This window comes from Rhizobium sp. 007 (assembly GCF_015353075.1).
GTDB lineage: Bacteria > Pseudomonadota > Alphaproteobacteria > Rhizobiales > Rhizobiaceae > Rhizobium.
The window spans coordinates 589696-610960 of sequence record NZ_CP064188.1 but is presented as its reverse complement, the minus strand read 5'-3'; the positions used below and the strand labels follow the sequence as shown (position 1 = coordinate 610960).

The window sequence follows — 21265 nt, the reverse complement described above, 5'->3', positions numbered from 1 at the left end:
CGCAACCGGGCGTCAGGGCTGCAAATCGTAACACTGCGCCCTGCGGCTGCCGGTCTGGCAGGTCGGCGAGAAATGGAGCCGATAATGCCCCTGCCTCATGCACTCGGTGAACGCTTTCGGATCCGGCGGATCCTTCCAAAGGTGTGTGAGCTCGCAGTGCTTGCGGACGTCGACGAAGTTCTCGGTTCTCTCGACGGCGCCTACGGAAGCCGCCGAAGAGATTGCGGCCACGAACATCGCGCAGCTCACGGCCGCCGATTTCGTCAAAATGAACGTACTCCTGCGCGACGCCCGCGTCATGCCGCAATCCCCTTCGAGTTGCTGGTGCGCGGCCAAAGGATCGCGGCGAACAGCAAGGCGTAGATCAAGGCTGCCGCGACATAGACGATGCGGGTGGCGAAGGATTCTGCGGCGCTCCCCGGAAGGGGCGAGACCCCCAGACCGAAGAGGATCAGGAAGGTCGTCAAAGCGCCTGCGAATACCGCGGCGTCCTTCGACCGTCCAGCAGCGCGTCCTCCCAACAAAAGGGCGACGATGAGAACGATAAGAAAGATCGAAAGCAGGCTTGGCCGCAACGTCAGCGCCGCGTAGGCGACCGATGCGAGCACTCCCCCGAAGAGATTGACGAGCACGAGTCCGACCGCCGCCCGGCTGCTTGCCGCGACGTCGAGCTGCCCGAGCAGGGACGCCACCGTTATGGGAATGACTGCCGCGGCGGTTAGGTTGTCGCTCGTCAGGCAGATTACGACGGAGGTCAGAAGTATCCCCGTATTCGCCAGCGCCCGAAGCAGAGCTGGTGGCCGTTCACCGGACGAGACGGCCTCGAAGGTCTGCCCAAGGGGTTCAGGGAAGATCGCATATGCCAGCCACATCAGGATCGTTCCTGACAATACCCCTGTGACCAGGATGGACAGGATGGAATTGGCGAGGTCCTTGTTCAGGATGCCAAGCAGGGGGACGATGATCGCAACGACGAGCACGAGAAAGACGGCCGGCCCGCCCTTCCCCGCCGACTGCGCGACGAAGCAGGCAAAATAGGTCAGTCCCAGCAGGAGAAGGAAAGGAGCCGGCCGTTCGCCGAGGAGGCTGGTCAGCATCATCATCGCGATCCCAGTAATGAGGATCACCATCGCAGCGCCGACCGTTTTTCCAAACGGCATCGGTCGCGAGCTGCCGAGCAGGAACTGTGCTGCAAAGAGCGGACCGAGGAACGGCACGATAGCCCCCGCATACACTGCGACCGTGAAACCGATCGAGACCGCGAACGCGACGCGCAGGCCCTTGCGCTTCTGCTCCTCGATCGCGGTAGTCCGGTCAGTTGACATAGGTCAGAACCGACATGATGCGGATCCAGAGCGATCCCCACGCATTGGTGACCGGGTTGTCACCGGTGTAGATCACAACGGTCGCCTGCGAGCCGTAGCGCACCCCGCCCTTGGGCCGGGCGTCCTCCTCGATGTTGAGGCGGACTGGAAACCGCTGCGCTTCCTGCACCCATCCGCTGTCGTTCCTGATTGTCGGCAGTCCGGTGTTGGGATCCGTGGTTCCCTGCGAGACACCAAACCCGACGCTTTCGACCTCGGCTGGAAACAGTTTTCCTGGAAGTGCGTCGAAGAGGATCTCCGCCCTGTTGCCGGCAGCCACCTTCTCGAGGCTGTTCTCCTTGAATGCCGCGTTGATCCAGATGGTGCCGACATCGATGAAGGTCATGGCCGGCTGGCCGGCCGAGACGACCTTGCCAATGGTGAGCTGAAGGTTCGTGACAACGCCCGCCGAAGGCGCTCGCACGGTCGTCCGCACGAGGTCGAGCCTAGCCTTTTCCAGTCCGGCAAGGGCTGCGCGGAGCTGGGGGTTGTCGTTTCCGGCTGGGCCGAGCTCTTCCCTGGCCTTGGCAAGGTCGGCCTGCGCCCCCGAAACGGAAGCCTCCGCCTGGTCATAGGCGGACTTGGTCGCATCGAACCTGGCCTTGGAAAAGACGCCGCGCTTCACGAGCTCGGACGCCCGCGCGAACTGGTCGCGGAGATTGTCCCGGTCAGCCTCAATCTGAACGAGCTTGGCTTGGGCGGCGTCGACTGTCGCAGTTGACGCCCCGATCGACTGGCCGACGCTTGCGAGCGCCGCCTCGGCCTCGGCGACCGCAAGCTCGTAGCGCTCGGGATCGATACGGAAGAGAACCTGGTTGGCGTCCACCCGCGAATTGTCGGCGACGCCCACTTCCACGACCCGGCCCGTGACTTCGGGCGCGATGCCGACGACATAGGCTTGAACCTGAGCTTGTGAGGTCGACGGCGTCCGCCGCTCCATGAAGATGGAGAGGACGAACAGGACCAGCGCCAGAAGGGCGACGACGAGCGCGATCCTGCGCAATGGGTTCTGGGGCGCAGGAGAACTCGCAGGCTCGTGTGAAGGCTCGTGTAAGGTCTCGGTCTCGGACAGCACAGTATTCATCCTTCGAATGCGAGAGTTCTATGGGTATCTGAAGGTCTTGGTCTGCAACGATGTCGGCGGCCTCGGGCTCGTCGCCCTGTTCACCGGGAAGGGCGCGCGGATGGCGGACGAAGCGGGAGCACCGTCGCGTTGTCGAGCGCGTCTTCGATCTCCTTCCCAAGTCCGGCAACCAACTCTTGGTATTCCGCACTACGCTCATCGCGGTTCGGGTCTTCCGACACGCGCCATTTGGCCAGTTCCATCTGGGCTTCCGCAAAATCCCGGCAGATCTCGCAGAACACGTCGTCCCGTGATGCAAGTTCTTCGATCGCCTTGGCTCTGATCGGAAACTGCAGCCTGACAGCCGCCACGCCCTCATCCATCGTCGACTCCATTTCACGACACTTGAGACCGTGCCGATCGAACGTGCTTCAAGGCTTCATGTTCGTGGATGAACCGGGGTTCGTGGAGTATGTTACTGTATCATACACGCCGACGACGGCGCCGCCCGATCTTGATGCGGGCCGATTTCTTGCCGAACAGGCCTCGGCGGGCCGACGGCGGCTCTGCTTGCCGTCAGAGTCAAAGACCGAAGGGAGGCGCACACTTGCGACTGATCGCGGTGCCGGGAAACGTCCCGCGGCCGGTGTAACATACCCGATGCTACGGGTAAGCCCTCTCGTGTTCGCATAGCTTTTTTTCGGGCCGGGGGTCGTCCGCTTCTGCATGAAGCGGCGATCTCGGTCATGGCGCAACGGCCGCGGGGAACAGTGGTGAGCAGAGCGAACAAAGTTGTCGACCCCACTCGCGCGAGACTTCCTCGCGGTTTGAAAACGATTCTTGTAATCGCCGCGCTGGCGGCGGCGGGAGGTTGCGGCGGCCACCCGAAGAACGTGCTCATCCCCGTTGCCGACAGCGCGCCGAAATCGACCAAGATCGACATGCTGGTTACGACCACACGCAGTCGTTCCACAATTCGCGGTGAGATGTTCACGGGCGAGCGCGCCCTTGCCCCTGCGTTCGCGGACATCACCGTATCCATCCCGCCTGCGAGCGTCCGAAAGGTCGGGGAGGTTGCATGGCCCAAGAGGCTTCCATCCAATCCGGCGACCGATTTCGCGACCTTGAAGGCCGAGGAGATCACACGCGATGACGCCAAGAAATGGCTGAGTGCATCGGTCAGGAAGAGCCGCGACGGCAGCGTCCTGGTGTTCATCCACGGCTTCAACAACCGTTTCGAAGATTCCGTCTACCGCTTCGCCCAGATCGTCCAGGATTCCGGCGTCCATAGCGCGCCGGTGCTGGTGACATGGCCGTCGCGCGGCAGTCTGCTGGCCTATGGTTACGACCGCGAGAGCACCAACTACACGCGCAACGCACTGGAGACGCTCTTCCAGTACCTCGCGAAGGATCCGGAAGTGAAGGAAGTCTCCATCCTCGCACATTCCATGGGGAACTGGCTGGCGCTGGAAGCGCTGCGGCAGATGGCGATCCGCAACGGCCGGCTCCCCGCCAAGTTCGAAAACGTGATGCTGGCCTCGCCCGACGTGGACGTCGATGTCTTCCGCCAGCAGATCGCCGACATGGGCAAGCAGCATCCGAAGTTCACATTGTTCGTCTCGCGCGACGACCGTGCGCTTGCGGTCTCCCGCAGGGTGTGGGGCGACGTCGCCAGGCTCGGCGCCATCGACCCCGAGCAGTCCCCTTTCAAGAAGGAGCTGGCCGACAGCCAGATCACGGTGATCGACCTCACCAAGGTCAAGGCGGGGGACCGCCTCAACCATGGCAAGTTTGCGGAATCTCCCGAGGTCGTTCAGCTTATCGGAGCGCGCATCTCCGACGGGCAGACGCTGACCGACAGCAAGGTTGGTCTCGGAGACAAGATCCTTGCAGCAACGACGAGCACCGCCGCCGCGGCAGGCAGCGCGGCGGGGCTGATACTGGCCGCCCCGGTCGCAGTCGTCGATGCGGACACAAGAGACAACTACGCAAGCCAGGTGAGCGGCCTCACGGGTCCGACAGGAACCAAGCGAAAGCCGGCAGCCTGCACGGTCGGCTTGCGCTCACAGGAGGCGTGCGCGCGCTAGATGCAGATGTTGGCGTCACGTGCATCTTCTTCATTCAGATCAGGATCTACAATGGACGTACTTTTGAAATTCGCGTCGCTTCGAACGCTTCTCTCTGCGGCGGCGCTCACGGTTGCTCTTGTGACGGGTGTTTCCCCTGCCGCGGCGCAGAGCGAGACGACCGCACAGCCACGGCCCGAAAGCGTTCAGCGGTTCATTGGAATGTTCTCCGATCCGGACGTTCAGACCTTCCTGCAGCAGCAGGCTGCAGCGGCCAAGGCCGCAGCCGAGCCTGCCGCGGAGAGCGCGGGGACCGGCGTTTCATTCTCCGAGTTCTCAACACGTTTTCGCGCTCACGCTGCCAGTCTTCTAGGTGCCGTGCAAACCTTTCCTTCTGAGACCATGCGCGGGGCGACCGTTCTCGAACGCGAGGTTCAGGCGAGTGGCGGCACCCGGCCCATCTTTCTGGTAGCGGCCTTCGTTGCCGTGGGGCTGGCCACACAATGGCTTTTCTGGTGGATCAGCGCCGGATGGCGTCAATGGATGGCGCGCGCACCCTTTGCCACCGTTTCGGAGAGAGTAGTCGCGGTAAGCGCAAGATTGCTGTGGGCCGTGTGCTACGTTCTCTCGTTCGGCCTCGGCAGTATCGGCTTCTTCCTTCTTTTCGAGTGGCCCCCGCTCGTCCGGGAGATCGTCGTCGGTTACCTGTTTGCCGTCGTGGTCTTCCGCATCGCGAGCGTCCTCTTCGACGTGCTTCTGGCTCCTCGCGTCGCGACAGACCTCTCACCGGAGCGATATCGGGTCGTGCCAGTTACGGACGAGGCCGCCGCTCACTGGGCAAAACGCCTGGGCTATCTCGTGGGGTGGTATGCCTTTGGCTGGGTGACGATCCGGCTGCTTGGAACGCTCGGCTTCTCTGTTCCTGCGCGGCAACTCGTTGCCTATTCGCTTGGCCTGGTGCTACTCGTTATCGGCATCGAAGCTGTCTGGCGACGCCCTTCCGGGCTCTCCCATATGGCACCGCCCAGTCGGCTCGGTCTGCGCGCGAGGAACTGGCTCTGGACCGCCTACTTCATCGGAGTCTGGCTCCTGTGGGTGGTCGGGGCGATGAAGCTATTCTGGATTGCCCTGGTCTGCGCTGGCCTGCCTGGTGCGATCGCGCTCACTAAGGCGGCCGTCAACAACCTCCTGCGGTCCTCTGCCGTTGAAGAGGATGGCGACAAGAGAAGCACGGTCGTCTCGGTGATCATCGAGCGCGGCATCCGGGCGGGCTTGATCGTCGGCGCGATCGTTCTCCTCGCGGACGTTCTGGAGATCGAGCTTACGCGAATGACAATGCAAGATTCTCCTGCATTGCGCCTCGTGCGTGGAATATTGAGCGCCGGCATTATCCTCCTGGTCGTCGACCTCGCCTGGAACGTCGTGAAGGTGCTCATCGATCGCAAGCTCGGAGACACGCAAACGGTCCTCGAAGTCGGGAGCGAGCAGGAACGTCGCCGCACGCGCATGAGGACCTTGCTGCCCATCCTGCGTAACTTCCTGATGATCCTATTCGTCGCGATCGCCATCATGATGGCGTTGTCGTCGCTCGGGGTAGAGATCGGACCACTGATCGCCGGAGCCGGCGTCGTTGGCGTCGCGATCGGCTTCGGCGCGCAGACGGTGGTGAAGGACATCATCAGCGGCATGTTCTACCTGCTCGACGACGCCTTCCGGATCGGAGAATATATACAGAGCGGCAGCTACAAGGGCACCGTCGAGTCCTTCAGCTTACGGTCGGTCAAGCTCAGACATCATCGTGGTGCAGTCTACATCGTCCCCTTCAGCGAACTCGGGGCCATCCAGAACATGAGCCGCGACTGGGTAATCGAAAAGATGACGATTACCGTGACCTACGACGCCGACATTGAGAAGGCCCGCAAGATCATCAAGAAGATCGGGCTGGAGCTATTCGAAGATCCCGAGTTCAAGGCGACCACAATCGAGCCGCTGAAGATGCAGGGCATCGACAGCCTCGGTGACTCCGGCCTTCTTCTGCGAATGAAGGTCATGACGCTCCCCGGAGAGCAGTTCACGCTGAAGCGCCGCGCTCTGCGCATGATCCATCAGGCATTCAACGAGAACGGGATCAAGATCGCGGTGCCGACCGTGCAGGTCTCGGGCGGAAAGGACGACGACATTGCCGCGGCGGCGCAGCAAACGCTTGCGAAACACAACGCTGCAAACGCCGCTGGAACGGCCTGAGCGAGCGGCCACAGCAGGCCCTTGAACAGAATTCGATCCTTCGGGTATTGAAAGGAGACTTCCATGGATTTCACAGTTATCGACGCTCCGCTTGTCGGAAAGCTTCTGCTCCTGCTCCTGATCGGCATGGGGCCGAAGATCGCGCTGGTTCCCTTCCTCGAAAAGACCCACGCGTTCGACGCAGAAACCAAGGTGCGCATCGCTCGCCAGATGGTTCTGATCGCATTGGTCACGGCTCTCATTCTGTTCGCGACCGGCGCGCTGCTGATGCGCCTTCTCCACATCACGGGTGGCGCCGTGGCCGTGGCCGGCGGGATCATCCTCGCGCTTATCGCGATCAAGATGGCATCCGGACCGACGGAAAAGCCGCATGACGAAATTGAGGTGCCGGTCGATCCGGAGAAGCTCGCCGTGTTTCCGCTTGCCGTCCCCTACCTGCTCAATCCGGTCGGCATCACGGTCATCATCCTCGCCTCGGGCGAAGTGGTCTCGATCGCCAGCGCAGCACTGGTTGTCGTATTGATCCTGGTCGTCGCTGCGTTCGACTATCTGGTGTTCACCAACATCGACAAGCTCGCCAAGCGGATGAAACCAGCCAGCATGGTGGTCTCGGAGGTCGTCTTCGGTATCCTGCTGACCGCGGTGGCAATACAGTTGATAGTGAGCGGCCTTGGCAGTCTCGGGATAATCGCTCCACCAGCCGCGCATTGACGGCCGTGGACGAAGACACGTTCCGGGTGTAGGTTCTCTTTCCGCGCATGCGTGGCATGGCAGCTCAGGGGCATCGGTAGCGCCATGCCACGCCGACAGCGTCGACGGAGGGGACCGTGACAGCAGCGACGACGAACGAACTGCCTTGTGTCGACGAAATCCGGACGCAGCTCGAACGCATCGTGTCGAGCCCGGAGTTTCCAGGGGTCGGACGCGCCGCGGCATTCCTGCGATATGTGGTCGAGGAGACGCTTGCCGGGCGGGGCGGCCGCATCAAAGGCTATTCGATCGCCATCGAAGTGTTCGGCCGCGACGAGACGTTCACTCAGGACGACCCCGTCGTCCGCATCGAAGCCGGCCGTCTGCGCAGATCGCTCGAGCGCTACTATCTGGTCGGCGGCAGGAACGATCCCGTCAAGATCGACGTGCCCAAGGGCGGATACGTGCCGTCGTTTTCGTGGAATACCGTACCTGCCGAGCACATCGAGACCGTGCCCGCTCCCACTTCGACTCCTCGTTCGAGCGAGCCGTGGTGGCGGGCTAGGCGCGCCGTGCTTGCATGCGTTGGCGCGGCACTGGCCGCCTCCGGTTACTTGGCTGCCGGCAGCCTGGCCACGTATCCCCCACCACGGTCCGCGGGCGGTATGTTTCCGGATCGGCCCACTCTTGTTGTGGCGCCATTCGCCAATCTCGGCGACCGATCCGAGGCACAGCTCTACACCATCGGACTCACCGAAGAGCTGCTGACGGCGCTTCCTCGTTTCAAGGAGATCAAGGTCTTCGGCCGCGAGACGTCGAAGTCGCTTCCCTCGGACGTCGACGCCTCGCGGGTCCGGGACGAACTCGGCGCACGATATCTTCTGGCCGGCGGCGTCCGGGCGTCGGGTGACCGCCTCCGGGTCACGGCGCGCCTTCTCGACACGTCGGACAACGAGATCGTCTGGTCGCAGGACTACGACAACGATTTGGGATCGGGCGACCTCTTCGCCATCCAGACGGACGTCGCACGCAGGGTCGCGACGACGATCGCGCAGCCCTACGGAGTGATGGCGCAGGTCGATGCAGCCAATCCGCCGCCTGACGATCCAGGCACCTACGAATGCACCCTACGCTTCTATGCCTACCGGTCGGAACTGAGCACCGAGGCACATGCGGACGTCCGGGACTGCCTCGAAACCGCCGTCGCGCGCTACCCGACCTATGCGACCTCGTGGGCGATGCTGTCGATCATCTACCTTGACGAGGACCGCTTCAAATTCAACTCCGAGCGCGGGTCGGAGGCGCCGATGCAGCGCGCGCTTAGAGCGGCCAGGCGCGCGACACAGCTCGATGCGAGCAACACGCGTGCTCTTCAAGCGCTGATGATGGCGCTTTTCTTCAACAGAGAGCTGGCGGATGCAATGCGGGTCGGCGAACAGGCGCTTGTCACGAACCCCAACGACACCGAGCTCATGGGCGAGTTCGGCACGCGACTGGCGATGGGTGGTCAGTGGGAGCGGGGAGCCGCACTACTTGACCAGGCGATCGCCCTCAATCCGGGCGGGGGCGGCTACTATCACGGCACGCGCGCTCTCGCCGCCTACATGCTTCGCGACTACCCAACCGCGGTCAGCGAGATCGAGCGGGCCGACCTGCAGAAGTTCCCGCTTTATCATGCAGTCGCCGCAGTCATCTATGCCGAGGTCGGCATGATGGACGACGCCCGGCGCGAGGGCGAGGCGTTCGTCCGGATGCGACCGGACTTCTTGCCGAACATCGTGGCGGAACTCGAGATGCGTAATCTCCAGCCGGACGACACCGCCCGTCTTGTCGCCGGATTGCGCAAGGCGGGCATGCCGGTCCCGCAAGATGTCGCGGACACGGGTGCAGGGATTGGTGGCGCAACCTCGGATCTGCAGCCTCGCTGACCCGCCGGGCGAACGTCCGGCATACCAGTAACATACCCGATGCGACACGCACGTGCCCGCCTCATCCGAAAATCTCCTCTCTCGTGCCGCTGCTTTGTGCTTTTGCGATGGGACAAAGGACGATCCGATGATTAATTCCGCCCACAAAGCAGTGCGCCTGACGGTGTCGGCGGCATTCGTGCTCTCCGCCGTGGCGAGTTCGACCTCCCGCGAGGGCCGGCGAAAAGGAGGCAAAGGATCTCGCGAAGGCGATGTTCGACCATCTCGACGCCCAAAGGCCATATCATTCAAGATTGATCATCCGGTACTCTTCGCGAGACAAGGAATCCTTCAGTTACCGGCAGCGCGCCGCTGCACGAGGAACCGTCGGAACTTCGGTCTGCTTCCGCCGGTAGATGGGCGGCGTGCCACGTCTTCGCCAGCCGCATTGATGTCGAGGTCAAGGTCTCAAACCGCCTGGTGTAGGATGATCCTCCAGTCGCGGTTTCCGCCTGCCTTGCGGGCAAGGGTATTTTCCAGAGTCTCGGCGTCGGCCTGGCGCCGTTCTTGGCACTGCGAAAGGGCCGACGAGCTCTATCCGCTCTATGCCTATCATCCGTCGCGCCATCTGCCACCGGCGAAGGTTAGGGCCTTTTTAGATTTCATCCAGGAAATCGGTCAAGATGAAGCCCCTCCATTCTATCAATGAGGCTCATTGAGGCGCGCAGTCATTGCCAACCTATAGAACGGTTGGCGAGCTCGGCACGCCAGGCATTATGATTTCCATCGACGCGGACACCTAGGGCCTGGTTGGCGGAGATTTGAGTGTAACGACGAAGATAGAGGCCTCTCCTTCGGAAATATTGGCCGAAAATTGTTTCTGGATGGGCGAATGGATCGGGTCGCTGTGCCCCCAGCCACGCCGCCCTTCCCTTTACAGAACTCAGCCATATTTACACGTTTACTGCCGGAAGCTGTCGTTCAAAGGACCTGGGGCATGTCCATCATAATCAGCATCCTGATCACGGTCCTTGTCATCGCCCTGGTGCTGTACCTCGTGCAAAAACTTCCGATTGACTCGACGATGAAGCAGGTGGCTCAGATCGCCGTTGTAGTCGTCGGCATCGTCTCGTTGCTAAGCTCTCTGGACGTATTCTGATCAGCGCACGGGGCTTGCCGCAACTCGACTCGGCCGACGCCCCCGGCCGGGGAGTTGCTCCCGACCCTTTTCCGCCTCTACGGTCAGACTCCCGGCGATCCGCAGGCACTTCGGTTGAGGCATTCCCTGACTAGCAGCTTTACAAAGAACTAGTTCGCAAGCGCTTCACGGCCCGTCACTTTGTCCATGCTGATGGCAAAAAAAATGGGAAGATATCCCGATGGCTTCTCCTCCGCGCCCCAGTTAAGGGCACCTGGTTCCCACCAATCATTGTACACGTTCAGTATACCCCATGCGTGTTTCTTCTCGGCGTCTTCGTGGAATTCGCGGTACCTGCCCTCAATGACTACGCATCTCCATCGGTGCTGATCAGCGAAATGCTCGATCTCGATGCATACAAACGGGTTGCTTCGCATGAATTCAATCTTTCTTCCCGGCATCGAAAAGCTGAAAATTTGCTCCTCTGCTCGGACATAATATATCGGCACAACATAAGGTTGATTGTCACGGCAACATCCGAGCCGGGCCACGCGGTGCTCGGAGATGAGCATGCTGCATTCACTGGATGGCATCTCGCGCAATCTCATTGGTTCGGTCGGGCTCCGTGCCGATGCTTGCGAATAACCGCAATCTATCCTTCATTTTACCATGGAAATCGGGACCGTACGAGCGGGTGGCATAAAACGTCGGTTTCGTGCGTGTGGCCCGGTTCCTTCGGAGGTGATCATTGATTGCAATTCCCTCGGATGGACCCATACTATGACTAAGGCCGAAAGATTTGCGCGGACGCCTCATGGTCCCGCGGTGTCCCGCCGAGGTGCCCCAACTAAAGGAGGACAGCATGTCTTCCACCTTGCCTCAGCAATACCTTACCTCACTCAATCGTAAGCTGTTGAAGCGTTGCGCTTGACACAACAGGACTCTTCGACGTCGATAGCGCTTGGCATCAAGAAAAAAGGCAGATGCGGCGACCTATCTCATCACCGCTTTCCAAACTGGCATTTATTCGGGGGCGGCGCTTGTAGCCTCGCTTATGCAACGGATCGAGGTGCTCTTCTTGTCTTCTTGTCTTCTTGTCTTCTTGTCTTCTTGTCTTCTTCGATCACCCAACCGCCTCAAAATGAGGCGGCGCCACTGCGTTTAGGCAACGCCCAACTCGCAATTTGATCAAGTGATCAAGTTGACAACAAATTCTCGCCGGCGGGGGCAAGAGATCGTATTGTTGGCAGCCAACCGGTGCTAATCAGCCGCGGGAGGGAGCGGCGCGGAGCGTAATGCCGGAACCGTTTGCGAAGATCAGCCGAGCCCGCCCCCTTTTCTGAAGCGAAAACCCGTCAACTCAATCCCTTGTATCGGCTTCCAAGTGGTCAGCCGCAAGGGAAGTCGGTGCCGATTGCATACGCTCTTCGAGTTCCGCTGCCACCCACTCGAGAAAGAGGTTATAGGCCACCGCCAGTAGGGTTGGTCCGAGAAAAAGCCCGATGAATCCAAAAGCCAGTACGCCGCCGACGAGCCCGAATAGACCGAGCAGCACGGGCAGATTGATGTTCTGGCTGAGCAGATATGGTCTAAGGAAGTTGTCAATACTGCTGACGAGAAGCAGGCCCCATGCAGCGATGAAGATCCCCCACCAAACCGATCCCTGCATGAGAAGCCAGAGCGCAACCGGCCCCCACACGAACGGTGGCCCTGCGGGCACAAACGAAAGCAAAAACGTCAGACCGCCAAGCAATAGCGATTGCGACACACCGGCGATCCAGAAGCCGATGCCGGCCAAGAGACCTTGGGCGAGGGCCGTTCCGATCATTCCGTAAACGACACCATTCACGGTCATGCCAATGACCGTCAGCAACCTTCTAGCGCGAGTGCCGGCAATACGCTCACCGATTTGACGCATGAAACTGATCATGCGCCGGCCGTGCAGGAACAGGAAAAAAGTGATGAATATACTTAGCCCAAGTTCGATTAGGCCGATGCCGAAAGCTGCACCGCCAGCAAGAGCAATATCGGTGACAGGCCCCGTCAGCTTCTTGAGCTCGAGGATAAAGGCAGGAGCGTCATGCGCAAAGTTTTCCCAGTAAGCGGCCACACTCTCGCCGACGATCGGAAGGCCTCTCACCCAGATTGGGGGCGCGGAGGGCCCCTGCTCGAGGACGCGCGTAATTCCCGCCGCCAGGTTCTTTATATCGTCGGCGAGCGCCGTCACGAGGAACGCAAGCGGTGCGGCTACAACAAAGACCACCAGCACCGTCATAGCTGCGGCGGCAGCCGCCCGGTTACCTCCGACAGCACGTTCACATCGGCGGTAGATGGGCCATGTCGAAAAACATATCACCGCAGCCCACATTATTGCCGACAGGAAAGGCCAAAGGACGAGAGCGCAACCAATCGACAGCAGCACAAGCGCGCCGATACCCAGAAGCTGCTCGACCAGTCTGCTTAGAGGAATCATGACTCCCCCTCCGGTTCCTTGCGATTTCTACTCCATCGGCAAGCATGACACTCATCGACATTCGCAACTGCCTCGCTGTCACGCACGGACATCAAGTGAGGCAGATCGCGTCGCTATCGCACAGCAGACCGCTGCTTCGCAGCGGCGGCAACGGGCAGCCCGCTTTACGCGTCAGCCGATTGTAGAAACTACACCACTTAATAATATAGTGTATATTATTACATGATGCATTAATCCTCATTCGATAAACTTGCTGATCAATCTTTCAAGAGAGACGAGATAAGACAGCGGTCAAGCTCAATTTCGGCGAGGGCAGCATTTCGTCGAGACGAAATAGAACTAGATTCAAGTGGAGAAAGTCATGACATTGGGGATGATACTTCTAATTATTCTTATAGTATTTCTGTTGGGCGGGTTTAGTGGTCGATTCGGAGGTTATGGCTACGGTTATGGGCACGGCGGCATCGGTGTCCTCGGCATCGTGGCGATTATACTGTTCATTCTGATCCTTACGGGCAGGCTTTAGGCCGACGCCACGGTGCATCTGAATGGGAATTGAAGCGACGCTTGCGCGCTAAACTGGCGGCCAAAACAACAGGATCAGAGGCACGCCCAGCAAGACCACAATGAACGAGAGCGGCAGTCCCAGTTTCCAATAGTCGCCGAAGCGATAACCGCCGGGGCCGAGCACCAATGTGTTGCACTGGTGTCCGACAGGCGTGAGAAAATCGCAGGCCGCACCCACCGCTACGGCCATCAGAAAGGCGTCCGGACTGTAGCCAAGGCGTTGCGCAAGGGTAACCGCGATCGGGGCGACTACGAGAACCGTGGCTGCATTGTTCAAAAACGGCGTTGCGGCCATTGCGACCACCATGATCATTGCAAGGGCACCGTAAAGGGGCAAGGCGCTAGCAAGCTGAGCGAGGCCGCCGGCGATAAGGTCGGCACCACCGGTGGTACGGATCGACTCGCTCACGGGAATGAGGGCCCCGAGCATTATCAGGATGGGCCAGTCGATGGCCTCATAAGCTTCCCGAAGAGAAAGCGAGCCGAGCAGTACCGTCAGGACAGCAGCCGTAAAGAAAGCTGTGGCAACGGGCAGCAGGCCAAATGCCGTCAGCGCCATGGCACCAGCCAGGACCACCACCGGAACCAAACCCCTTCGCGGATTCCCCAGGCGGATCTCACGTCCCGCCAAGGGAAGAAGACCGAGTTCCATCAGCTTGGTCGGGAGAAGCACGAGATCGCCCTTCAAAACGAGAACGTCGCCTGGTCTTAGCGCGATGTCGCGCAAACGTTCGGTGAAGCGCTTGCTGCTCCGGCTCACTGCGAGCAGATTGATGTTGAAGCGCTCATGCAGCGCCAGACGCTTGGCGGTTTGCCCGATCAAAACCGATTTTGGGCCGATCACGACTTCAATTCCGGCGATCTCCTCGTCGACTCCTTTTGCTTGCGTGGAGCGGTTGTGCCCCTCCAGTTCCAGACGCGCACGCCTGATGCCTCGCTCGAGCGCCTGAGGGTCTCCCTCCAACAGAACGATATCGCCCTGACAAAGGATGAGGTCCGGCAGTGATATCATGCGCTCGACCTGATTGCGGACAAGCCCGGTGACAAGGACCTCCTCGTCCAACAAGGCCGACAGGTGCCTGATCGACTTGCCGTTAACGGACGAAGTCGCAGTGACGCGAGCCTCTGTCATGTAGTCCTTGATGTTCAGCGCTTTCTCCATTGTCGGGGCCGCCTCCCTGTCTCGCGGGAGCAGCCGATAGCCAAAGGCCAGAAAAACCACTCCCGCTGCGGCAATACCAGCGCCGACAGGAGTGAAATCAAACATGTTGAAAGGGTGGCCCGTGAGTTCCTCGCGCATCTGCGATACGACAATATTTGGCGACGTGCCGACGAGGGTAATGAGCCCGCCAAGCAACGAGCCGAACGCCATCGGCATGAGAAAAGACGAAGGGGACGCTTTCGACCGGCGCGCCATCTGAAATGCGACGGGGATCATCATCGACAATGCGCCGATGTTCTTGATGAAGATGGACAGGACCGTGACGGCTCCTACGAGAATAACGACCTGGCCCTGCAAGGAGGTCACCTTGGGCCCGACCCGATGAAGGAACGCCTCTATGACACCACTGCGTTCGATTGCGGCGCTTACGACCAGCGCGCTCGCTACGATGATGACAATGTCGTCACCGAAACCGGAGAATGCTGCCTTATGCGGCACGATGCCGGTGAAAACCGCCGCAAGAAGTGCGAGAACTGCGATGAGGTCGTAGCGAAACCGTCCCCATATGAAAGCGACCATTAGTCCGATCAGAATGGCAAAGGCGAAAGCCTGATCTTGTGTCATGGATGCCGTCCAGACCGACCCCTCCAAATACCGAGCCCATATTACGCGCCTGGAGGAGCTAATGTCAGGAAAACTGACAAGCCAAAGGCGCTGCCCCGAGCGTCAGTTAGAACGCTTTCCAGACAGCATGGCCGAAAACCGTGCTATGATGAGCCATGAAAAAGCGCTCAGCACTTGAAGCAGCAAAGCAGCGGGTCACCGATGATCGAATCCAGATCGCGGTCCAGGAGGCCGAAATTGCCGGGGGCGTTCTCAGGGGCGAGCCTACGTCTTTGGCTCGCGAACAGCTCGTCAGCTTTTTGCAAACGCTCCGATTTCACGTCTTTGCGTGCGACCTGATGAAAGCAAAGATAAGCGCAGATCAAAACCTGCCCCCCGCTCGGGGAAATGAATTCTACGAAACTTCGTAAAACGACGAGCAGCTGCATAAATTCATTTGCGTTTCCGCTTCCTCGGCGCAATGTCGCCCCTTCGGCGGCCATAGCACGGGCGCTGCCGGTTAAGGGCCTCCACACCCTAGCCCCGTCATGGTGCATGTCCATCTGTTGTGGTGGTGCCAGGTGGTTTATCTGGGCAATCGTCGCGCCACTCGCAACATTCTCGTTTGTCTTGATTTGCCGCAGCCTTTCATAAGGCGGCATATCCCACTCTACGTCAATTTGGCGAAAGAAGAATGAAAAATGATCAATGACTGGCTGGCGGACAAAGTCCAAGAAAGCGTAGCGCTGCCGCTGTTTGAAAACTGTAGCGCGGGATTTGAGCAGGAGGCAGATATGTTACGCGACCAAGCACTGGCGGAAGAATATTCGATCCAGACCCTTACGGCGACATGCGGAGGAGAAATCGACGTCTATTTGAAGGAGCGACAGAACGCTGGGATTAGGCAAGGATTAGGCAAGAGAGTGAGAAGGACCTGTAGCCAACGATGAGGTTTGGCGAAAAAGTCAAGTCGGTGAATAGTTTCGCGTTTTAACCGTCGCCGCACGCAGCCTGACCCGCTCTTCATTTTCCAATCGCAGGGCTTTCAGATGGGCGGTCTTGGCCATTCTTGCCTTCATCTCGGCTCGAATGATGATCGCCGAAACGCGGTGCGTTTCCTCCGCTATCGTGGGCGGCTTTCCGGCGGCGTGTTTCATCGGACGCATGCCCGATGTGCCGCAGGGTAGTATAGCTCGCGACCGGGGACATGCCATGCGGATATCCGGCCTGGCCGTGACCTTATCGTCCAGCAGCTCCGACTTTGATTTTTCATTCCAGTCGTCGAATGCAATTCTCAGGCTTTCAAGGTCGTAAGATGAATGTCTATTGTTATGATCGAAACGGTCAGGAAAGGACATGACCTTCTCCCCAATGCTTGGGGCGGGAGCGTAGCGCTCTCAAGCGGCAGTGCCCTTTTCAACGGCTGCCGACAATACGCACCCTATGCTCTTCTACCGGGAACGCAACGAAATCATTTGTCCTTCGAGGGGAACAATAACCTACGCGCCTTGTTTACCGGGTGGACTGCGGAGGCGGAATGGTCCCACCCTGTTACAGCGCAAGCCCTTGTCCTGCACGGTCCACCATTTCCCCGAGCTCGCCACTTAAATCTTGCATGGGGCAACCAGCAGAACGAGCCGTTCATGATCAATTTCCATGCCGCAAACGAGGTCTTTTGACCACACGCGGCTATTCGATGTTCCTCATCGTAGCCACGCTCAAGGAGGCTAACATGCCATCCACCGCGCTCCGTTCTTATCGTGAAAACACGGTTCGCCTGATCCGGGAAACTAACTTCCGCTCGGTTGCGACATACTTTGCGGTTCTCGTCGCGATGTTCATCTCGGTCGCCGTCCTGGGGCATTTGCTGCTCAGGACGTGAGCTAAACGTGTGTCACAAACCTCGCCGATGCGTGACAGAAGCGACCAGGAAAGGATAGCGCTATGCAGAAATCCAAGGAAGAACAAGTACAAGCCCGCGCTTACGCTATATGGGAAAGGGAAGGCTGCCCTGAAGGAAAAGACCGCGAAAATTGGGAGCTCGCCATAAAGGAGATGGAAGGGCAATCCCCTCCCCAAGTGGAAAAAGGCCCATGGCGGACGCCGCAAGAAAACGCGGCCAGTTAACTGCGCTTTCGCGTAGTCGCGACGCGTATCGCCAGTAGGCGATTGTGAAGGTTTGTACGCGGTTCCGCTTGCGAAAGCTCTGGCTTCTACGATGCTCCCACAATGAGGAACAGACATGATAGAAAACGCCGAAAACGCGCTTATTGCGAATGTGTTTGCATTTCCGGTGACCGACTGCCGCGTGCGGGTCGAAGCTGCGATGTTGGAAATGATCGGGCGGCTAGAGAGTACGGGCTTGTCACCTAACGATATCGCTCTCGTGCTTGCGGATGCATCCGAAGACTACGTCATGTTCTTAGCCCAAGTCTAAATCGGCGCCCCACTCACAGTTACCTGAGTATCCACGGCAGTTCGGCGCGTAGTGTGAGGTCGCGTCTCCTTCCGAGAATGTTGCGCGGCAAAAAGGCTCTGTCGCTCATTGCCTTTGGATGTGGGCTTAATGGATCGCGCCAGATGGCTGCGCCGGAAGCCCTTGGATCGCAAAGCGATGGAAACGTGGGGCTCCGAGCATAACAGCCTCTTTCTTAGGCTTACCGAAATGTCGTTCGAGCTGGATAGTCAGTTCGGCTGGACTGGTCGTTCCCTCTTGAAAGAGGCCGATCAGAAGCCGGGCTGCGATGGGGAAGGGTCGAGGCTGCTCAAAGAGAACGTCGTCCGTATAGCCAGCATCCTTCAGCACCCCCTGAAGTAAGTTGAGGTCGTCGCTCGTCATATATTTAATGGATGTTTCGGAAGACATGACATCCTCCTTTCGGTCGGGGCAAAGGGTTTGGGGACCCTCAAACAGCAGCGCCCGTAATGATTACTGCTGGAAGCTTAGACCATGCGCCCTCGGAGTAGACAAAGCAAATAATATCTCTCGAGGATGCTCATATACGACGGCAGCATCAGTCTCCTCGACGGACGAGATGCACGCCTCCTCGGCGCGGTTCCGTGACAAGTCACGAAAGATCTGTGTTCCCTACTTAGACGCGATCTTCGGTCGCCCGTGGTCGTGCGGCTTGCTGGTCTTTCAGCAGCGCCGCATCGATTTCCGCTCGCGTGACTTGCAAATGCTGCCTCTTGAGCGAAGGCGTTTCAATCGACGGAATTTCCAGATGAGCGGCTAATGTCCTGTAAGCGGCAAAGGACAGTTCCTCGATCCGCTCTTCGTCGACCGTTAGCCGATACGTCCCGGCTGCCAGTGGCATAACGAGAGATTCGATGAGGAACGAATGATCGAACCTGATCTCGGTTTCAGTTGTTCTGTTCATGGCAGACTCCGTCTGGTTTGATGCTGAGGCGACAGGCGTTTGCCGCGCAGCCAGGCGATCTTTCGGTCCCGGTCAGCTTTCTCTTCATGCGTTTATGGCCCTGACGCGATCTGGTCCGGATCGGACAGCCCTTTGTGGTCGCTGCGCCAGGTCACCGCAGGTCACCTTCGGTTCCCCGCAGCTTTCGAGGCTGCCGCCGGGCGCGCGCTGGTTGCGCCGCCTTCGTTCTCCCACGAGGCCAGTGCATCCGGGTCTGAGCTTTGCCTGCGCCGAAGGGAGGGCGGGTAGCTCTGCGAAGGTATCGTGCCGGCCTCAATGCGGCGGATGATCACGACTTCCTCGTGACGCTCCGGGCCCTCGTCGGCTTGCATGTCCGATGTCGCATAATTGGCTCGCTTCAAAATTCGCTGCAGCGTCGAGCCCTCGATAGCTGCAGTTTCACCGACGTAAAGAATGGTTACCACAGCCAGCCCCCCGAAATCAGAAACAAGATGAAGGCGAAGCTGAGCGCGACCAGAATTCTGATTGCAACGTGTTCAAAGGAATAATCATGATGGAACATGGAAGACATCACGTCCTCCTTTGATTGGGGCGAAGGATTTTAACCCTTTTGCGGCAGCGCCCGCTTCAAATGCTGCCGACAGAAATACTGTGCGCTTTGATTAGGTTTTAAGCAAGGCATATCGCCGCAATAGAAATAAAAACATTCTACAAGTTCCTGTGATATGGTGCGCACATTGGAATATTATTGCGAGGAGACGCTTCAATGAAAGCTATTTTTCCAGACATGACCGGACGACAAGTGGCGATATTTCTGATCGAGACATCGCTCGTAATGGCAGGACTGATCGTAATCCTTATCGTAGGGATACCCATGCTTTAGAGTGACAGTCGATCACGGCTTGGATGCCGCCATGCGAAGGCAGATCAGGATAATTCAGCGGCTGGTGAGGTCTACCGCAGAAGCAATCGCCCGACCTTTAAGAAGAAGTCGCGGCTCCACAAAGACCCTGGAATACGCGTTTTTCTGTTTTCCTAAGGAAACCCAAGCAAGCTTAAACTTCACCTGTAGCCTCCGACGCAGCACCAGGAATGACGCCGGGTTCCATTCAGTTCCTCTTTTGCTCCAACCGCGAACATGCCCGCTGGCTTTGAGCGTCGCCCGCGTCGGCGACGGCAGTCTATCTATATGCCCTGAATACTCACCTGAACCGCGCATTCCCGCGGAGCCGGCCGTCCTGGGCCTGGGCTGAACCCAAATCGGCTCGAACCTGGAGAACATGCCGTATTCACGCACCGGCAACGGGGAGAAACTCCAGAAGTGCCGACTGGCCAGAACCTTGTTCTTAAGGTCGATCAGCCGTCTCGGTAGCTCGATTCTTTCGGCGCACATCCAAAGATGTGTTGACTCTTATCACGATGAGAACATAATAGGAACAAACGGCGGCGCGACCGCCCGTTGCAACAAATTGTGTAAGGGGAGAACGATCATGCCCCGGCAGCCGATCAAGAGAGAATTGGAACAAGGTACCTATTGGACGCCGCCTTGCGAAGTCGCCCTTTCTGAAGCGCATCCACGATTGCTCAACGCGCTGAAAACCGGCTCGGGATTGGATCGCAAACGCCTCTTCGTGGCAGGCGCCTACGATATGGCCCTCGGTTCGCCGATGGGTCAGTTCGAGGTCGCCATAGATTGCGAAAGCGGGCTTTCCTGCGGCGTCTTCAGAACCATGCGTAGCTCGGAAGATGTTTCGGGAAAACCTGTGTGGTTTACCTCTGACGGCGATCCGGACAACGCGGTCGAGACGGTTCTTCGCAGCGCCAAGGCGGAAGGGCTAGTTCCCTGATGCGGCCTGTCACAAGGGAAGACACCGACTATGAAGTCGAGGCCGCTCTCGCCTTTCACGACGACGACGCCAAGGCGACGATCGCGACACTGTTGGCCGATAATCATCATTTGAGGCTGCAGCTCGCATTGGCGGAAAGCGCCCTAAGCCGTGGCTTGGTCCGTGGCTGGCGTCCGCGTTTCGACCGGGACTGACATGCCGGAAATGAACGACATGCGAAAGTTGTCTCGTTGGAGGCTGCAGCACGCTGCAGATGCTGGGCAGCTCTTGATGATTACCTGCCCTACTGCAAGGAAATGGCAGACGGCAAATACCGTGCCGCGCCCGAAAACCAGCATGGTGCTTGCGGTCGGCAGCGGCGCGGCGCCGATTCAAGAGAGCTGGCGCTCAACTTTGATAATCGGGGCGTATTTGTCGGGATCGTCGAACTGGAAATATCCGTCCAATATGATCCCGGTCCCGTTCTGCTGCCAGAACTCGATCATCGCATCTGGAACTCTGCCGCAAAAGCGCTCGGGATGGGGAGGAGGAACGGCTCCTCCGCCTTGTGGAACACCGAAATCCTTGACGATCGAAGCAAGCCCAACTTGATAGTCTTCGCGACACCTCCAGTTAGAAGGCAGATACACCGCGCAGCCCCATGCAAAAGCAGCACTCTTGCTTCCAGCTCTCAACGACCGCAATTGGCGCGTTCCGCCGTTCAGTCCAAAGCGGCAACCACGTCAAGGTTAGCGCCCTTTACGATCGACACTTCCGAGGAT

At 59.0% G+C, this 21265-nt stretch carries 23 protein-coding genes; 11 read left to right on the top strand and 12 right to left on the bottom strand.

Translation table 11 applies throughout. The features are described 5' to 3' along the window. Positions 1-296 precede the first annotated feature (296 nt). The 3 genes from ISN39_RS24015 to ISN39_RS24005 form a co-directional block, all read right to left on the bottom strand. Positions 297-1325 (bottom strand): DUF2955 domain-containing protein, encoded by a 1029-nt coding sequence (locus tag ISN39_RS24015; protein ID WP_194730736.1) that lies wholly within the window; start codon positions 1323-1325, stop codon positions 297-299. Beyond that, complete coding sequence (locus ISN39_RS24010) at positions 1315-2448, bottom strand: HlyD family secretion protein (protein ID WP_194730735.1); 1134 nt, start codon at positions 2446-2448, stop codon at positions 1315-1317. Before ISN39_RS24010 ends, ISN39_RS24015 begins: the two co-directional genes overlap by 11 nt. 80 nt (positions 2449-2528) lie before the next feature. Further along, positions 2529-2810 carry a hypothetical protein gene (locus tag ISN39_RS24005; RefSeq protein ID WP_194730734.1) on the bottom strand — a complete coding sequence of 94 codons (282 nt, stop codon included), beginning with the start codon at positions 2808-2810 and terminating at the stop codon, positions 2529-2531. Between the two features lie 444 nt (positions 2811-3254). On the opposite strand from ISN39_RS24005, the gene ISN39_RS24000 reads away from it, so the two are divergent. From ISN39_RS24000 to ISN39_RS23980, 5 genes are all read left to right on the top strand, one after another. Next, a complete protein-coding gene (locus tag ISN39_RS24000; RefSeq protein WP_348651983.1) occupies positions 3255-4514 on the top strand; it encodes an alpha/beta hydrolase in 1260 nt (419 codons plus the stop codon). Between the two features lie 51 nt (positions 4515-4565). Next, positions 4566-6737 (top strand): mechanosensitive ion channel family protein, encoded by a 2172-nt coding sequence (locus tag ISN39_RS23995; RefSeq protein ID WP_194730733.1) that lies wholly within the window; start codon positions 4566-4568, stop codon positions 6735-6737. Positions 6738-6800: 63 nt separating this feature from the next. Further along, on the top strand, positions 6801-7448 hold the full coding sequence (locus tag ISN39_RS23990; RefSeq protein WP_194730732.1) for a MarC family protein: 648 nt from the start codon (positions 6801-6803) through the stop codon (positions 7446-7448). Between the two features lie 116 nt (positions 7449-7564). Next, the gene (locus tag ISN39_RS23985) at positions 7565-9355 is read left to right on the top strand and encodes an adenylate cyclase (RefSeq protein ID WP_246763407.1); all 1791 of its coding nucleotides are present in this window, start codon (positions 7565-7567) and stop codon (positions 9353-9355) included. Between the two features lie 976 nt (positions 9356-10331). Beyond that, on the top strand, positions 10332-10493 hold the full coding sequence (locus ISN39_RS23980; protein ID WP_194730731.1) for a Thivi_2564 family membrane protein: 162 nt from the start codon (positions 10332-10334) through the stop codon (positions 10491-10493). A 149-nt stretch (positions 10494-10642) separates the two neighbouring features. Here ISN39_RS23980 and ISN39_RS23975 read toward each other — a convergent pair whose 3' ends face one another. Together ISN39_RS23975 and ISN39_RS23970 are read right to left on the bottom strand one after the other, a co-directional pair. Next, the gene (locus ISN39_RS23975) at positions 10643-11044 is read right to left on the bottom strand and encodes a pyridoxamine 5'-phosphate oxidase family protein (protein WP_194730730.1); all 402 of its coding nucleotides are present in this window, start codon (positions 11042-11044) and stop codon (positions 10643-10645) included. A 788-nt stretch (positions 11045-11832) separates the two neighbouring features. Continuing rightward, complete coding sequence (locus ISN39_RS23970) at positions 11833-12945, bottom strand: AI-2E family transporter (protein ID WP_194730729.1); 1113 nt, start codon at positions 12943-12945, stop codon at positions 11833-11835. 361 nt (positions 12946-13306) lie between these two features. Here ISN39_RS23970 and ISN39_RS23965 point away from each other — a divergent pair, with 361 nt between their 5' ends. Continuing rightward, positions 13307-13471, top strand: coding sequence for a DUF3309 family protein (locus tag ISN39_RS23965; RefSeq protein WP_194730728.1), 165 nt, complete (start codon positions 13307-13309; stop codon positions 13469-13471). A 48-nt stretch (positions 13472-13519) separates the two neighbouring features. On the opposite strand, the gene ISN39_RS23960 is transcribed toward ISN39_RS23965, so the two are convergent. From ISN39_RS23960 to ISN39_RS36015, 3 genes are all read right to left on the bottom strand, one after another. After that, entirely contained in the window at positions 13520-15298 is a 1779-nt protein-coding gene (locus tag ISN39_RS23960; protein WP_194730727.1) for an SLC13 family permease, read from the bottom strand. A gap of 167 nt (positions 15299-15465) precedes the next feature. Next, on the bottom strand, positions 15466-16011 hold the full coding sequence (locus ISN39_RS36690; protein ID WP_246763406.1) for a hypothetical protein: 546 nt from the start codon (positions 16009-16011) through the stop codon (positions 15466-15468). A gap of 231 nt (positions 16012-16242) precedes the next feature. Next, positions 16243-16434, bottom strand: coding sequence for a hypothetical protein (locus tag ISN39_RS36015; RefSeq protein WP_210388717.1), 192 nt, complete (start codon positions 16432-16434; stop codon positions 16243-16245). Between the two features lie 575 nt (positions 16435-17009). Here ISN39_RS36015 and ISN39_RS23945 point away from each other — a divergent pair. From ISN39_RS23945 to ISN39_RS23935, 3 genes are all read left to right on the top strand, one after another. Beyond that, entirely contained in the window at positions 17010-17159 is a 150-nt protein-coding gene (locus ISN39_RS23945) for a hypothetical protein (protein WP_194730725.1), read from the top strand. Positions 17160-17221: 62 nt separating this feature from the next. After that, entirely contained in the window at positions 17222-17404 is a 183-nt protein-coding gene (locus ISN39_RS23940; protein ID WP_194730724.1) for a DUF2934 domain-containing protein, read from the top strand. A gap of 115 nt (positions 17405-17519) precedes the next feature. Further along, the gene (locus tag ISN39_RS23935) at positions 17520-17714 is read left to right on the top strand and encodes a hypothetical protein (RefSeq protein ID WP_194730723.1); all 195 of its coding nucleotides are present in this window, start codon (positions 17520-17522) and stop codon (positions 17712-17714) included. A 126-nt stretch (positions 17715-17840) separates the two neighbouring features. Here the strand turns inward: ISN39_RS23935 and ISN39_RS23930 are convergent, their stop codons facing one another. The 3 genes from ISN39_RS23930 to ISN39_RS23920 all read right to left on the bottom strand — a co-directional run bounded on the left by ISN39_RS23930 (position 17841) and on the right by ISN39_RS23920 (position 19121). Continuing rightward, the gene (locus ISN39_RS23930; RefSeq protein ID WP_194730722.1) at positions 17841-18143 is read right to left on the bottom strand and encodes a hypothetical protein; all 303 of its coding nucleotides are present in this window, start codon (positions 18141-18143) and stop codon (positions 17841-17843) included. A 226-nt stretch (positions 18144-18369) separates the two neighbouring features. Next, a complete protein-coding gene (locus ISN39_RS23925) occupies positions 18370-18657 on the bottom strand; it encodes a hypothetical protein (RefSeq protein WP_194730721.1) in 288 nt (95 codons plus the stop codon). Between the two features lie 161 nt (positions 18658-18818). Continuing rightward, positions 18819-19121: a hypothetical protein gene (locus ISN39_RS23920; protein WP_194730720.1), complete on the bottom strand. Its 303-nt coding sequence runs from the start codon at positions 19119-19121 to the stop codon at positions 18819-18821. A 1026-nt stretch (positions 19122-20147) separates the two neighbouring features. Between ISN39_RS23920 and ISN39_RS23915 the strand changes: the two genes are divergently transcribed. Both ISN39_RS23915 and ISN39_RS23910 read left to right on the top strand, forming a co-directional pair. Further along, the gene (locus ISN39_RS23915) at positions 20148-20504 is read left to right on the top strand and encodes a hypothetical protein (protein WP_074072450.1); all 357 of its coding nucleotides are present in this window, start codon (positions 20148-20150) and stop codon (positions 20502-20504) included. Then, on the top strand, positions 20504-20698 hold the full coding sequence (locus ISN39_RS23910) for a hypothetical protein (protein WP_194730719.1): 195 nt from the start codon (positions 20504-20506) through the stop codon (positions 20696-20698). The genes ISN39_RS23915 and ISN39_RS23910 overlap by 1 nt, the downstream gene beginning before the upstream one ends. A 177-nt stretch (positions 20699-20875) precedes the next feature. Here the strand turns inward: ISN39_RS23910 and ISN39_RS23905 are convergent, their stop codons facing one another. Beyond that, positions 20876-21133: a GAD-like domain-containing protein gene (locus tag ISN39_RS23905; RefSeq protein WP_194730718.1), complete on the bottom strand. Its 258-nt coding sequence runs from the start codon at positions 21131-21133 to the stop codon at positions 20876-20878. Positions 21134-21265: the final 132 nt, after the last annotated feature.